Origin of the sequence: Lysobacter sp. CA199 (genome assembly GCF_052078715.1) — a bacterium.
Lineage (GTDB): Bacteria > Pseudomonadota > Gammaproteobacteria > Xanthomonadales > Xanthomonadaceae > Lysobacter.
In genome coordinates this window covers 169,073-182,496 of the sequence record NZ_JBQJIL010000007.1, presented here as the reverse complement: position 1 = coordinate 182,496, position 13,424 = coordinate 169,073, and the positions used below count along the sequence as shown (strand labels likewise).

Sequence of the window (13,424 nt, the reverse complement as noted above, 5' to 3'; positions counted from 1 at the left end):
GACCTCGTTCAAAAAGGGCCGTTGCTGGCGTTCTGGCGCGCGGCCAGCAGCAGATCGGCGGAGAGGGCTTCCTCGCGGCGCTGGGTGATCGCGTTCTGTTCCTTGCGCCACACGTCCTTGCGTTTTTCCAAGGCGTCCAGCCGCGCCTTGGCGCGGAAGAAGGCTTTGCGCGACTCGTCGAGCGCGACCTCGGCCTCGCGCAGCTTGCCCTGCGCATCGGCCAACCGCTGCCGCGCGGCGGTGGTCAGTTCGGCCAGATGATCGATATGCGCTTCGCGCTGCGACATCGCCATCGCCCAGGGCACGCCCGGCGGCGGCGGATCGAGCAGACGCAGGCGCTGATCGGCGCGCTCTTGATTGAGCGAGGCGATCTCGCCCTCGATCGCGGTGCAGGCGTCGCGCCGGTCCTGCACCTGGCGCTGGCGTTCGAGCACCAGCATGCGCGCGGTCTCGACCCGATGGGCGCGCAGTTGCAGCAGCGTGTGCAAGGGATAGCGTTTCATCCGAACAACCTGCGCAAGGCATCGACGGATTGTTTGTAGTCGGCCAGATCGACCGCGGACTGCTTGAGCAGTTTGCGGATCGGCTCGATCTTCTCGATCGCGATATCGGCCTCGGCGTCGCTGCCGCGTTTGTACTCGCCCAGTTGCAACAGCAGCTCGATGTCCTGGTGCTTGGCCAGGTACTTGCGCAGTTGTCCGGCCGCGCGCTGATGGCCTTCGTCGGTCACCCGCGGCATGGTCCGGCTGAGGCTGGTCAGCACGTCGATGGCCGGGTAGTGATACGCCGCGGCGAGCTTGCGCGACAGCACGATGTGGCCGTCGAGGATCGAACGCACTTCCTCGGCGACCGGATCGTCGCCGTCCTCGCCTTCCATCAGCACGGTGTAGAACGCGGTGATGCTGCCCTTGTCGTTGTTGCCGGCGCGTTCGAACAAACGCGGCATGGCGCTGAACACCGACGGCGGGAAGCCGCGCCGCGCCGGCGGTTCGCCGATCGCCAGGCCGACGTCGCGCAAGGCGCGGGCGAAACGCGTCACCGAGTCCACCAGCAGCATCACCCGCTTGCCGCGGTCGCGGAAATATTCCGAGATCGCGGTGGCGACCCAGGCCGCGCGGCTGCGCTCGAGCGCGGGCCGGTCGGAAGTGGCGACGACGATGATGGATTTCTTCAGCCCCGCTTCGCCCAGGTTGTCGTGGACGAATTCGTTGACCTCGCGGCCGCGTTCGCCGACCAGGGCGATCACGTTGACGTCGGCGTCGCCGCCGCGCGCGAGCATGCCGAGCAAGGTGCTCTTGCCGCCGCCGGCGACGGCGAAGATGCCCAGGCGCTGGCCGACGCCGGCGGTCATGACCGTGTCGATCGCGCGCACGCCGGTGGCGAAGGGACGGTCGATCAAGGTGCGCGTCAAGGGATTGGGCGAGGCGGCGTAGATCGGAATCTGCACGGTCGGGCCGAATCCTCCGCGGCCGTCGATGGGATCGCCGTTGGCATCGAGAATACGGCCGAGCAACCCGTCGCCGGCGCGCACCGAAGCTTGGCGGCCGGTGGCGATCACTTCGGTGTCGTGGGCCACGCCGTCGAGCGCGCCCAGCGGCGTGAGCAAGGTGTATTGGCGCGACACGCCGACCACTTCGGCGGCCAGGCGGAAATTGCGGTCGCGCGGGCTGCGCAGTTCGCACAGCTCGCCGATCATCGCCTTCAGCCCGGTGGCGCGGATCATCGTGCCGTAGGCTTCGGCGACCTTGCCGATGCGCACCACGCTGGGCACGCGCGCCAGGGCGGTAAGCAAGGGATCCTGCTGCGCCGGCGCGGGCACCGGCTGCAGGATGGTGCGCTGCAGGCTCGTGCTCATCGCGCGTCTCCGCGCGGACCGCGCTCGACCGACCGCATGAGCGCGCGGGCGTTCATTCGGCGTGCTCCGCGCCGTACTCGGCGCCCGACAGCGCGACCCGAATCGCTTCGATCTGCTGGGCCACGCCGGCGCGCACTTCGCCGACTTCCGAAACCACCACGCAGCTGAGCTTGTCCAGGCTTTCGTCGTCGACCAGTTCGATCACCCCGACCACCGGATGCGCCTGGCGCACCAGGCCCAGGCCCTTGGCGACTTCCTCGCGCACGCTGGGGTGCACGCGGATCAGCAGGAACTGCTCGGCCTGCGCGGCTTCCACCGCGTGCATGACCAGCGGCGGCACCACGCTGCGCGCATCGAATTCGGGCGAGATCCGCGCGACGATCGCGCAGGCCAGTTCGGTGACGCGGCTGCCGGCGTCGGCGAGCACGCGCGCGCGGCGTTCGTTGAGGTCGGCCAGCTGCTGCGCCATCTGTTGCTGCGCGCGCGCCAGGCCTTCGGCGAAACCGGCCGCATAACCGGCTTCGCGCGCTTGTTTGATTTCTTCGCCGGCCAACGCGTACAGCTCGTTGACCCGCGCCAGCATCTGGTCGAGTTCGGCGACCGCGTTCCACTGCTTGGCCGGCACCACCGTGCCGGCGAGCGCGCGCTCGAACTGCTTGCGCTCGAACACCGCGACCGTGCCGCCGGCGCGGCCCAGATCGCGCCGCGCGCCGCCGTCCGACGCGCCCGTGGCCGCCGCGTTGGCGGCGGCGGACGGGAAATCGGAATGGAGCGGATCGGCGTGCATGGGAAGTCCGTTGAAAGGCGGCGCAGGACGACGGCGCTCAGGCCGTCAGCGGCCGCGCGCCGTGATGAGTATGGAGTCGTTCGACGACTTCCGGCGGCACATGCGCGACCAGCGCCGGCGCGTTCTCGTGCGCCTCGCGCGGCAGCAGCAGACGCGACCAGTCTGCCAGACCGGGATCGCGCCGTTCGGCCCAGATGCGCAGTTCGGCGCGGCCGCGGCGATCGAGCAGATCGAACAGCGGCTGATCGCCGTCGCTGGTGCGCAGCGCGTGGTCGATCTCGGCCGCCAGCTGCGCGCCGAGCGTGGCCTGGACCTTGCCGTCCCACACCAGGCTGTCGAGCGCGAGCAGATAGGAATTGTCCAGCGCCAGCTTGAGCCGGCGCACCGGTTCGCGGCGCACCTCGGCGCGGATCGCCGGGGCGTAGGCCAGCGCACCCAGATCGCGCACCAGCCGGGCCACCCGTTCGCGCGGCCAACGCATCGCGGCGGCGCCGAAACCGGTGCCGGGTTGCGGCGCCAGCAGCGCCGGCGCATCGGAGGCGGCGAGCCAGCGCGCGAGCAGGCGCCGGCCGATGACGCTGTCGCGGGCCGCGGCGAGCAGCTCGGGAGCGATCCGGTCGTTGCCGGTCCCGTGCCAACTCGGATCGATCCCGCCCAGGATCGTCCGCAGCGCCGCGGCGGTGCTCATCCGTTCCAGACCCCGCTACGCGCATTCGACGGCTGCGGTTGCGGCGCCGGTGCGAAGCGCGCGCGCAGGCGGCCGAAGAAGAACGCCACGATCGCCAGCACCACCAGCACGCCGGCGCCGATGATCACCGCGCTCAGGTCGATCGAGCCGATCACCGCGTTGAGCGGGCCGCCGGTCTGATGCACCTTCGGCGGCGCGGTGACGGTGAAGAACTTCACCGTGACCTTGTTGACGTCGTCCAGGCCCTCGACGCTGTCCTTGACGAAGACTTTGATGTCGGTCTCGCGGTCGCGCAGGCTTTGTCCCGGACGCTCGAAGATCAACACCGAGGCCGAGGAATCCTGCACGTTGCCGCCGAGCGGATCGCGGTCGGGCAAGGCGATGTGCACGCGCGCCTCGACCACGCCGTCGATGCGCGTCAGCGTGCGCGACAGTTCCTGCGACAGGCCGTACAGATAGCGCGCCTTCTCTTCCAGCGCGGAGGACGCGAAGCCTTCCTTCTTGAACACCTCGCCGAGCGAACTGTACTGCGCGCGCGGCAAGCCGCGCGAGGTCAGCACCTGCATCGCGTACGGGATGTCGCCGCGGTTGACCATGACCTCCCAGCCGGTCTTGCTCGGCGAGGGGTCTTTTTCCGCTGGAATGCCCGCGTCCAGCAGGGCCGCCATCAGTTCGTTGGCCTGTTGTTCGTCGAGTTGGCTGTACAACGGCGTACGCGTGCAGCCGACGATCAACAGGCAGGCCAGCAGGGCCGCCATGACTCTTACCGCTTTGAAGCCTGACGCCCTACCCATGCATCCCCCGTGTTGTGGTGTGCCTTGCGTGTTACGACTGCTGACGGAACAACTGCTGGATGCCGTCCGAGGTGCGGTTGGCGACGTTGGAGGTCAGCTGCGAGGTGAACATGAATTGATGGCAGCGCATGGTCATCTGGATCATCTCGCCCGGCGTCAGATCGGCCGCGTTGGCCGACATGGTCTTGGTCGCCGCACCGATCTTGTCGGCGCCGCCGTTGAGGTTGTCGAGCGCGGCGAGCACGGCGCGGGTGCCCTGAGAGGGTTCGGTCGATCCGGCCTGCGCGACCTGCGCCGGAGCGCCGGTTTGCTGGGTGCCGCCGCTCGGAGCGCCGCGGTCGAACGCGGCCGCGAACTCGCGGATGTCGTAGGCCGAGGCCTGCGGCGACTGCGCCGGCGATGCGGCGGCCGGCTGCGCGGCTTCGGCCGCGACTTGAATGGCTTCGATCATGGTCCTGCTCTCCTGAAACGTTGGGACCGAACGAACAACGAAGAACGGCGCTTACCGAAACGGTCGTATCGCGGCGTCGGCAGCGGCTTCGGGCCGAGCGACGCACGGATCGCGAGATCCGGGCGCCGTCGCGGCAGGAAGCGGCGGACGTCGCGCCGCGCCCCGACTCAGTTCTTCTGCGCCAGGGTCTTGAGCGCGTCGGCCACGCTGTTCTGCGAGGTCGAAGCGTTGTTGGAAATGAACTGCATGCGCAAGCTCTCGGCGGTCAGCGAGATCATCGCCGAAGGCGTGTCGTTGCCGCCGCCGATCGCACCGGACAGATCGGTGATCTTCGCGGCCTGATTGTCCAGGGTCGAACCCCAGGCGCGGGACATCGCCTCGTACCAGCTGCCGCCGCCACCGCCGCCGGCACCGGCGGAGATGCCGCCGCCACCCGACGAGCCGGAGCCGGCCTGCGCGTTCTTACCGTTACCGACGTTGTTGCTCTTGTTCACGTCGGCGATGAAGCTGGTCACCAGGCCGGCGGTGCCGGCGCCCGGATTCACTGCATTAGTCATGACGTCTCTCCTGCTCGTTGCGGCGAGGCCGCTGAATGGCGTGGAACAACGGATGGCACTGAAACTGACTGCGCGATACGTACGGTTAGGTATGGCATTTTACGGATGCATGGTGCCATGTTGGATTTAATCGGTGATTCGGTGGTGAAACCACCTAGTGCTAACCCGGGGGTGTGGTTCCCTTATTGGCGGTTGCCGGGACGCGCGGGCGCCTCGGCGACGGCGGCGGGCGAGACCGGCTTGGTCCCGGGCTTGGCGGCCGGGGCCGGAGCGATCGGGGCCGGAGCCGGCGGAGTCATGGGCGCCACGGCCGGCGAGGTCGTCGCCGCCGAAGCGGCCGGCTTGGCGCCGGGCGCCGCCGGGCCGCTGGCCGCCGGCGTCGCTGCAGTCGCGCCGGCCTTGGCCGGATCGGCCGCGGGCGCGGTGCCGTTGGCGATCGCCAGCTCGGCCGCGGTCAACGGTTGCGCCTTGAGCTGTTCGGTCAGGCCGGTGAGTTTGTTCAGCGCCCAGGCCTTGTCGCCGATCGCGATCAGGCTGCGTCCGTCGGGCATCACGTCGCCCACCGCGTATTCGGCGCCGTCGATGTCGACCACGTGCGGGTTGGTCCCGCGCACGATCTGCACGATCCGGGTCGGCTCGGTGACGATCGGCTTCTTCTCGATTTCCGGCGTGGCCACGGTCGGGCCGGCGACGGCCGCGTGGGTCTCGTCCAGATTGCGCGGAATCAGCCGGCGCACGCCGTTGACGTCCTGCATCGCGCGCGAAGCCACCACACGCTTGAAGTGCCCCTCGTCGGCGAAACGGCCGCTGACCTCGACATCGCCGTTGCCCAGATAGCGCGTCTGCGTGCTCAGCCCCTGACTGCGCAATACCTCGCGCACGTCGGCGGCGATGTCGTCGCCGGTACGCAGATCCAGGCGCGCTTCGACCTCATCGGTGACCAGGCGCTTGCGGATCATCTCGCGGATCGACGCGTCCTTGACCGTGCCCGCCAGCACCAGGCTGCCGTCTTCGTTTTCGATCAGACGGCCGCCGGCGATCGAGAACTCCTGGATCAGCGGCTGCACCAGTTCCTTCGGCGTGGGCTGTTTCTCGAAGCCCGGCATCACCGCCGCGGCGATCGCCACCGACACCAGCGACAGCGCGGCCAGGCCGGCGATCAGCGGCAGATGGCGCATGCCCGACTTGGCCGGCTTGGGCATGTCGCCCTGGTTCGGCAGCATCGTCGCCCAACCCGGATCGTCGGCCGAACCGACCGCGAACGAAGCCCCGCCCAGATCGACCCGCTGCATCGCGGTGAGTTCGGCCGGATCGCCGGGATTGAGCGTCTGCCCGTCGATCAACAACGGCGCGTCGAGCGCGCGCAGCGACACGCTGCCGCCCATGCGGGTCAGGAAGGCGTGGCGCGGCGCGACGCCGGGATCGGACAGGACGATGTCGCAATCGCCGCTGCTGCCGATCAGCACGGTTTCCTGCGCCGACAACGGCCGGTTGCCGCCGGTGTGCAGGCCGGAGACCACGCGCAGCACGCTGATCACGGGCGAGACGCGGATGTCGCCGCGCGCCTCGGGCTTGGCGGGATGGGCGGTGCCGGCTACGTCGCCGGGTACGCTTTGAGTATGGTCGGTGGAGGACATGGCGGACTCCTGTCAGGCGCCGTCGCGAACGACGGCGTAGGCAGCCGGGACGCGCGATACGCGCGGGCCCGGCGGCCGATGAAGGGGGCGAAGCGAGCGGAGATGTCGGTTCATTCGTCTCAATCCTCAGGCGTTGACCTGGCCTGCCTGCACGATGCGCAGATCGGGGGCGAGTTCCTGGTAGGACAACACCGGCAGTTCGAAGAAGTCGATCTCCAGCAGCTTGCGCAAATGACGGCGAACATCCAGTGAACACAGCAGCACTGGCTTAACGCCTTCAGCTTGGCGGGCCAGGTGCGAACGCACTTCCGCGCCCAGGCGTCCGGCCAGTTCGGGCGAGATCGCCAATTGGGTCGCGCCGCCGGCCACCCGCACCGACTGGCGCAGGCGATCTTCCAATTCAGGATGGATCAGCAGCACTTGCATGGTGCGTTCGCCGTCGGCGTAACGGTCGGCGATCTCGCGCTTGAGCGCGACGCGCACGTATTCGGTCAGCAGCACCACGTCTTTTTCGCGGCCGCCGACATCGGTGATCGCCTCGAAGGCGTCGCGCAGATTGCGGATCGGCACGCCCTCCTCGACCAGCCGGCGCAGCACGTCGGCGACGCGTTGCGGCGCGACCACGCGCAGCATTTCCTTGATCAGGTCCGGATAGTCGCGCTGCATGCGCCCGAACAGGTTGGAGGTTTCCTGGATGCCGATGAAGTTGCCCATGCGCCGCTCCAGCGCACTGCGGCAATGCTCGATCACCGTGCTCAGCGCGTCGCGGATGCCGGTGCCGGCCTGACCGGTCCATTCGCCGGCCAACACCGGGAAGAACCCGGCCAGCTTGGGCGCGTTGGCGTCGCCGACACGGGCCGGACGGAACTGCGCGTTCGGCGAGATCCGGCCGAAGGCGATGCGCGCGCCGAACGCGGTCAGGCGGAAACCGCCCATGCCGTCGCCGTTGTCCAGATCGGCGGCGATCTTGATCACCGGCACCGGCAGCGGCACGCCGTATTCGTCGCGCAGACGGCGCGCGACGTCGACGATGCGTCCGCGCGCGACGTTCTCGCCGAACGTGGCCGCCAGCGACGGCGACAGCTCCAGTTGCAGCGGCGCGGGCGGCGCGATCTCGTCTTCGTTGATGGCCTTCTCGTCGACGCCGCGCTCGCCCTCGGGCACCTTGAACGCGCGCCGCAACACGGCCGATCCATGGCGGTAGCGCCAGGCGGCGAAGCCCAGCAGCACCGCCGACAGCAGCAGGAACACCAGCTTCGGGAAGCCCGGCACGAAGATCATCAGGAACGCCAGGCAGCCGGTGATCAGCAGCACGCGCGGCTGACCGGTGACCTGACGGGTGATCGATTCGCCCAGATGGCGATCGTCCTCGTCGCCGGCGGTGCGGGTCACCACCAGGCCGGCGGCGATGGTCGCCAGGATCGCCGGAATCTGCGAGACCAGGCCGTCGCCGATGGTCAGGATGCTGTAGGTATGGGTCGCGTCCGCCAGCGGCATGCCCTTCTGCAGCACGCCGATGGCCAGGCCGCCGAGCAGATTGATGATGATGATGACGATGCCGGCGATGGCGTCGCCCTTCACGAACTTCATCGCGCCGTCCAGGCTGCCGTGCAGCTGGCTTTCCACTTCCAGCAGGCGGCGCTTGCGCTTGGCCTCGTCCTTGTCGATCAGGCCCGAGCGCAGGTCCGAGTCGATCGACAACTGCTTGCCGGGCATCGCGTCCAGGGTGAAGCGCGCCGCCACTTCGGCCACGCGCTCGGCGCCCTTGGCGATGACGATGAACTGCACCACGGTGATGATCAGGAACACCACGAAGCCGACCACGAGATTGCCGCCGGCGACCATGCTGCCGAATGTTTCAACGATATGACCGCCGTTGGCCTCGAGCAGGATCGAGCGGGTGATCGCGATCGACAGCGCCAGCCGGAACAAGGTGGTCAGCAGTAGCACGCTGGGGAAACTGGAGAACGCCACCGGCGTGGGGATGTACAGCGAGATCAGCAGCAGGCCGAAGCCGATGGCGATGTTGACCGCGACCAGGGTGTCGATGATCGCCAGCGGCAGCGGCAGGATCATCACGCCGATGATGGTCACCGCGGCGACGGCCAGGACCAGATCACTGTAGCCGGCGCGGCGACGCGGCTGCGTGCCGGGCGGAACGGCGGTCAGGGAACTCAACAATGCACGCATTCGGTCAGCCCCTGACCCTGGAGTTGGACGTCCCCGATGGAGACTTCGCGGCGGCGGACGGACGCGCGGAGGCGGTCGCGCCATCCCGCGGGGTCGATCCGCAGGTCGCGATCATGTGATGGATTGCGCTGTCTCGAACGCTGAAAGCAGTCACTGCTCTGCCACGTACCCCTGAGCACCCACGCATGGCGCTGTCCTCAAACACGATGCCGGTTCGGACGGCCGATACTAAGTGCTACTTGTCACCCGTTGTATGAACAAAAACGTTCTTATGCGTGTTCTGCACAATTGCGTTCTTCTGCAATCCCCGGCACTACATTCGCGCGCATTCATCCCTGTTTTTGTGAACTTGTGCGCAATTGCGTCATCGCATTCGACTAACGTACGCGCGAAACGATCACGATTCGCGCTGCACCGGGGAGGCCGCGTCGGAGGTGGAGGAAGTTGCGGTTGAAACTGTCGTGTCGGCCGCGGGCGCCGCGGGGGCGATATCGGCCGGATCCAGTTCGGCGATCAGGTTGATCGCCTGTCCGCCCACGCCGACCGCCAACGCCCGTCCGCTGCGCGTGCGCAGCACGACGATCCGCTCGCGCGGACCGATCGGCAGGATCTGCAGGATCGACAGCGGCGCCTCGCGCGCGGTCAGGCCGTGCCGCTTGCGCAGATACAACAACACCGCGACCAGGCCGCCCAGGACCACCGCCACCGGCAGCAGGATCGCGATGAATTCGAAGAACAGCGAAGGCGGCGCCGCTGCCGCTGCCGGCTTGGCCGGTGCGGCTGCGGAGGCAGCGGCCAGCGCAGCCCAGGGCGCGCAGGCCAGGACGGCGCAACAGCGGACGACGAAACGCAGCAAGGGTAGGGTCGGCATGGCGAGTCGGTGCGGAACGCAGGATCGGATCGGAACGGACGCAAGGATGAGCTGCGGCCGCGCGGCGGCGACATACCGTACCAGCCCATCGCGCTTTCAGGCGGCCGGCCGCGGCGCGGACGGCTTCACATCGTCGGCCCGAGCCGCATGGCATTGATGTAAATATGGCCTCCGCCCCGTCCAACGCTCACTCCACAGGCGCGCCGGCGCGCGATGCCGCGACCCAGGCCGCCGGCCTGCTCGGCGCGGTGCCCTTCGCCTGCGCGATGTTCGGCGACGACGGCGCGCTGCGCGCGGGCAACGCCCGCTACGGCGAGGAATTCGGCGAACTGCCCGAGCACGATCGACGTGACGCGCTGCTCGCCCGCCTGCACGGCGACTCCGGCGCCGGCGAGCGCCCACGCGAAGTGCGCGCGCCGCACAGCGGCCGCTGGTACGCCTTGCACTGGGGTCGTGCCGAGCACGAGGGTGCGCCGGTCGACGTGCTGACCGCGGTCGACATCAGCGAGCGCATCGAAACCCTGGACTCGCACAAGACCCGCCAGGAAAAACTGCTGTTCACCTCGCGCCTGATGTCGGTCGGCGAAATGGCCGCGACCCTCGCGCACGAGCTCAATCAGCCGCTCGCGGCGATCATGAATTATCTGAACGGCAGTCTGCGCCTGGTCGAACAGGCCGGCGGCCCGGTCCAGGTCGAACGCGCGCTTCAAGCGGCGCGCACCCAGGCCGAACATGCCGCCGCGGTCATTTCGCGAGTACGCGAATTCGTGCGCGCGCGCGAACCGCGCCGCGACGCCCACGAACTGAACAAAATCGCTGAAACCGTATTGGAACTGCTGCGCCTGGAAGCCGAGCGCCTGCAACTGCGCATCGACCTGGGCCTGCCGGCCAACTTGGCGCCGGTATTCGCCGACCGGGTGATGATCGAGCAGGTGCTGCTGAACCTGGTCAAGAACGCGATAGAGGCCATGCGCGAGATCCCCACCGCGCGGCGCGAACTGCGCATCGACGCGCGCATGAACCTGGACGACCAGATCGAAGTGCGGGTTTCCGACCGCGGCGCCGGACTCAGTCCGGCCGAACAGGACCAACTGTTCTCGCCGTTCTTCACCACCAAGACCGACGGCCTGGGCATCGGCTTGGCGATCTGCCGCTCGATCATCGAGTACCACGAAGGCCGGCTGTTCTTCGAACCGCGCGAAGGCGGCGGCAGCGTATTCGGCTTCACCTTGCCGCGTTATGAGGCGCGCGCTTGATCGGCGCCGGTACGCCGCGCGATCGGCAGGGGGATGGTGAGATGACAAAGATCAGCATCGCCGCCCCCGTCGTCCGGGTTATACCGTGCGACTGGCGCGCGACCGGGCGAGGTGCGTTCGCGCCCTGGCCGAATCGGTTCGCACCGTTTTCGCATCCAAGGTTCACGCAAGGACCGCTTCGCGCTCGCGCGGGGCGCAATGCCGGGAGTGAGGCCGCATGACCGAAGCACGCATCTACCTGGTCGACGACAACGACGGTTTTCGCGACTCCACCGCGTGGCTGTTGGAGACGGCCGGGTTCCAAGTGCAGGCGCACGCTTCCGGCCCGGCGTTTCTGCAGGCCTACGCGGGCGAACGCCATGGCGGAGCGGCGACTTGCCTGGTCTCGGACATCCGCATGCCGCTGATGAGCGGGCTGCAACTGCAGGAAGAACTGCGCCGGCGCGGGATCGCGCTGCCGCTGGTGTTCGTGACCGCGCACGGCGACGTGCCGCTGGCGGTCGAGGCGATGCGCAAGGGCGCGGCCAACTTCCTGGAAAAACCCTTCAGCGACGAGGCCTTGATCGACGCGATCCGGGCCGCGATCGCCAATGCGCGCAACCACGCCGGCGGCGATGCCGGCGACGACCGGCTGGCCAAGTTGAGCCCGCGCGAGCGTCAAGTCATGGACCTGGTGGTGGCGAGCAAACCCAACAAGATCATCGCCGACGTACTCGGCATCAGCGTCAAGACCGTGGAACTGCATCGATCGAACATGATGAACAAACTCGGGGTACGCTCGCTGCCCGAATTGATGAAGGTGGCGTTGGGCCATGGCTGAGCCGCACGGCATGATCGAGGACGAGGTCGCCACGGCGCACGCGCCGCAACGCGAACAAGCCGCGCCGGAAGGCTTGCCTATCCGCGGCCGGGTGCCTTCGGTACCGCTGTGGCAGGCGCAGGCGCTGTGCGGGTTCTTCGGCGCGGCGCAACGCTGGCCGCTGCGCGAGGGCGGCTGGCTCAGTTTCGCCCAGGCCACGCCGATCGACGGCGAAGTGGTGACGCTGGAAGGCGACGGCGCGCGGGTCAAGCTGCAACTCGACAGCGGCCTGTCGCTGGACACCGACACCGGCCTGCACTGGAGCGACTACCAGGGCCGCTCGCGCGTGCTGGCCTGGAGCCTGGCCCACGAATCGCAGCTGATGCGGCTGAGCCAGGCGCTCGACATCGCGCTGATCCCGGTGGTCGACGATGGCGATACCTCGCTGCAAAGCCTGCAGGCGCTGACCTCGGCCGATCTGGACGGGCTGTGGCTGGCCTTCGTCATCGCCGACGCCGGCGGCCAGCCGCGCGCGCGCGGGCATCTGCGCATTCCGCCGGGCTGGGTCGACCGCCTGCTGCTGCGCGCGGAGATATTCGAGCGCCCGCGCGGCGAGGACATCGACGGCTATCGCGACTGGTCCGACCTGCCGATTCCGATCGCGCTGCGCTGGAACGGCCCGCAACTGCGCTACGCGCAATGGCGCCAGTTGCGTCCCGGCGACGTGCTGGTGATCGGCAATTACCAACGGCCGCCGCCGGTGCAGGCGCAGGTGCCTGGCTTCGCCTGGCCGCTCGCCCCGGACGCCGAGGGCTGGCGCATCGACGGCCCGCCCTTGACCCTTTCCACGCATCAGGAGACTTCCCCGATGAGCGACACCGAGTCCGCCCCCGAAACCGCCGAACCCACCGGGCCGGACGTTCCGGTGCGCCTGGAGTTCGACCTGGGCCGGCTGGAATGCCGCTACGAGGATCTGGCCGGCTTCCAGCCCGGCTACGTGTTCGCCCTGCCCTCGCGGCTGGAAGGCGCCAACGTGGTGATCCGCGCCAACGGCCGCGACGCGGGCCGCGGCGAAATCGTCGCGGTCGGCGACACGCTGGGTGTGCGCCTGATCTCCTGGAGCTGAGCCATGGATTTCAGTTCGTTCTCGCCGGCATTGGTGCTGCTGACGGTGATCAGCCTGGCGCTGGCGCCGTTCGTGGCGGTGATGGTGACCTCCTTCACCAAGATCGTGGTGGTGCTGAGCCTGCTGCGCAACGCGCTGGGCCTGCAGCAGGTGCCGCCGAACGTGGTCATCAACGGCCTGGCGATCGTGCTGTCGATCTACGTGATGTATCCGGTGATCCTGGAAACCCATGCCGCGATCAACGCGCGTGCCAACGGCACCACGGTCGCGGCCACGCAAGGGCAGCCGCCGGGCACGGCGGCGCCTGCGGGCGCGGCGACGCCGGATCAAGCCAATCCGGCCGCGGCCACCACGGCGGCGCCGGCCAATACCGCCGCGGTCGCCGCAGCGCCCGTCGCTACGGCGACGGCTCC

Annotated in this window: 14 protein-coding genes and 1 pseudogene; 5 read left to right on the top strand and 10 right to left on the bottom strand. The window is 68.7% G+C overall.

Annotation, left to right across the window (positions count from 1 at the left end; all coding sequences use genetic code 11):
* Positions 1 to 8: 8 nt before the first annotated feature.
* The 9 genes from ACTOWJ_RS14115 to sctV all read right to left on the bottom strand — a co-directional run bounded on the left by ACTOWJ_RS14115 (position 9) and on the right by sctV (position 8,947).
* Positions 9 to 503, bottom strand: a complete 495-nt coding sequence (locus ACTOWJ_RS14115) for a hypothetical protein (RefSeq protein WP_441335262.1) — start codon at positions 501 to 503, stop codon at positions 9 to 11.
* The gene (locus ACTOWJ_RS14110) at positions 500 to 1,855 is read right to left on the bottom strand and encodes a FliI/YscN family ATPase (protein WP_441335261.1); all 1,356 of its coding nucleotides are present in this window, start codon (positions 1,853 to 1,855) and stop codon (positions 500 to 502) included. Before ACTOWJ_RS14110 ends, ACTOWJ_RS14115 begins: the two co-directional genes overlap by 4 nt.
* A 52-nt stretch (positions 1,856 to 1,907) precedes the next feature.
* Complete coding sequence (locus tag ACTOWJ_RS14105; protein WP_441335260.1) at positions 1,908 to 2,642, bottom strand: FliH/SctL family protein; 735 nt, start codon at positions 2,640 to 2,642, stop codon at positions 1,908 to 1,910.
* A gap of 37 nt (positions 2,643 to 2,679) precedes the next feature.
* The gene (locus tag ACTOWJ_RS14100; RefSeq protein ID WP_441335259.1) at positions 2,680 to 3,330 is read right to left on the bottom strand and encodes a hypothetical protein; all 651 of its coding nucleotides are present in this window, start codon (positions 3,328 to 3,330) and stop codon (positions 2,680 to 2,682) included.
* Positions 3,327 to 4,088 carry a type III secretion system inner membrane ring lipoprotein SctJ gene (gene sctJ / locus ACTOWJ_RS14095; protein ID WP_441335258.1) on the bottom strand — a complete coding sequence of 254 codons (762 nt, stop codon included), beginning with the start codon at positions 4,086 to 4,088 and terminating at the stop codon, positions 3,327 to 3,329. Before sctJ ends, ACTOWJ_RS14100 begins: the two co-directional genes overlap by 4 nt.
* Positions 4,089 to 4,155: 67 nt before the next feature.
* On the bottom strand, positions 4,156 to 4,575 hold the full coding sequence (locus ACTOWJ_RS14090; protein WP_441335257.1) for a hypothetical protein: 420 nt from the start codon (positions 4,573 to 4,575) through the stop codon (positions 4,156 to 4,158).
* A 167-nt stretch (positions 4,576 to 4,742) separates the two neighbouring features.
* The gene (locus ACTOWJ_RS14085) at positions 4,743 to 5,132 is read right to left on the bottom strand and encodes a hypothetical protein (RefSeq protein WP_441335256.1); all 390 of its coding nucleotides are present in this window, start codon (positions 5,130 to 5,132) and stop codon (positions 4,743 to 4,745) included.
* A 182-nt stretch (positions 5,133 to 5,314) separates the two neighbouring features.
* Positions 5,315 to 6,769: an FHA domain-containing protein gene (locus tag ACTOWJ_RS14080; protein ID WP_441335255.1), complete on the bottom strand. Its 1,455-nt coding sequence runs from the start codon at positions 6,767 to 6,769 to the stop codon at positions 5,315 to 5,317.
* A 126-nt stretch (positions 6,770 to 6,895) separates the two neighbouring features.
* On the bottom strand, positions 6,896 to 8,947 hold the full coding sequence (gene sctV, locus ACTOWJ_RS14075) for a type III secretion system export apparatus subunit SctV (protein ID WP_441335254.1): 2,052 nt from the start codon (positions 8,945 to 8,947) through the stop codon (positions 6,896 to 6,898).
* A 2-nt stretch (positions 8,948 to 8,949) separates the two neighbouring features.
* On the opposite strand from sctV, the gene ACTOWJ_RS14070 reads away from it, so the two are divergent.
* The gene (locus tag ACTOWJ_RS14070; RefSeq protein WP_441335253.1) at positions 8,950 to 9,078 is read left to right on the top strand and encodes a hypothetical protein; all 129 of its coding nucleotides are present in this window, start codon (positions 8,950 to 8,952) and stop codon (positions 9,076 to 9,078) included.
* 278 nt (positions 9,079 to 9,356) lie between these two features.
* Here the strand turns inward: ACTOWJ_RS14070 and ACTOWJ_RS14065 are convergent, their stop codons facing one another.
* A complete protein-coding gene (locus tag ACTOWJ_RS14065; protein WP_441335252.1) occupies positions 9,357 to 9,830 on the bottom strand; it encodes a flagellar biosynthetic protein FliO in 474 nt (157 codons plus the stop codon).
* A 164-nt stretch (positions 9,831 to 9,994) separates the two neighbouring features.
* On the opposite strand from ACTOWJ_RS14065, the gene ACTOWJ_RS14060 reads away from it, so the two are divergent.
* The 4 genes and pseudogenes from ACTOWJ_RS14060 to ACTOWJ_RS14045 form a co-directional block, all read left to right on the top strand.
* On the top strand, positions 9,995 to 11,086 hold the full coding sequence (locus ACTOWJ_RS14060; protein WP_441335251.1) for a sensor histidine kinase: 1,092 nt from the start codon (positions 9,995 to 9,997) through the stop codon (positions 11,084 to 11,086).
* 217 nt (positions 11,087 to 11,303) lie between these two features.
* Positions 11,304 to 11,906 (top strand): response regulator transcription factor, encoded by a 603-nt coding sequence (locus tag ACTOWJ_RS14055; RefSeq protein WP_441335250.1) that lies wholly within the window; start codon positions 11,304 to 11,306, stop codon positions 11,904 to 11,906.
* Positions 11,899 to 13,011, top strand: a complete 1,113-nt coding sequence (gene sctQ, locus ACTOWJ_RS14050; RefSeq protein WP_441335249.1) for a type III secretion system cytoplasmic ring protein SctQ — start codon at positions 11,899 to 11,901, stop codon at positions 13,009 to 13,011. The genes ACTOWJ_RS14055 and sctQ overlap by 8 nt, the downstream gene beginning before the upstream one ends.
* A 3-nt stretch (positions 13,012 to 13,014) precedes the next feature.
* A pseudogene (locus ACTOWJ_RS14045) lies at positions 13,015 to 13,251 on the top strand (hypothetical protein); the annotation flags it as partial.
* Positions 13,252 to 13,424: the final 173 nt, after the last annotated feature.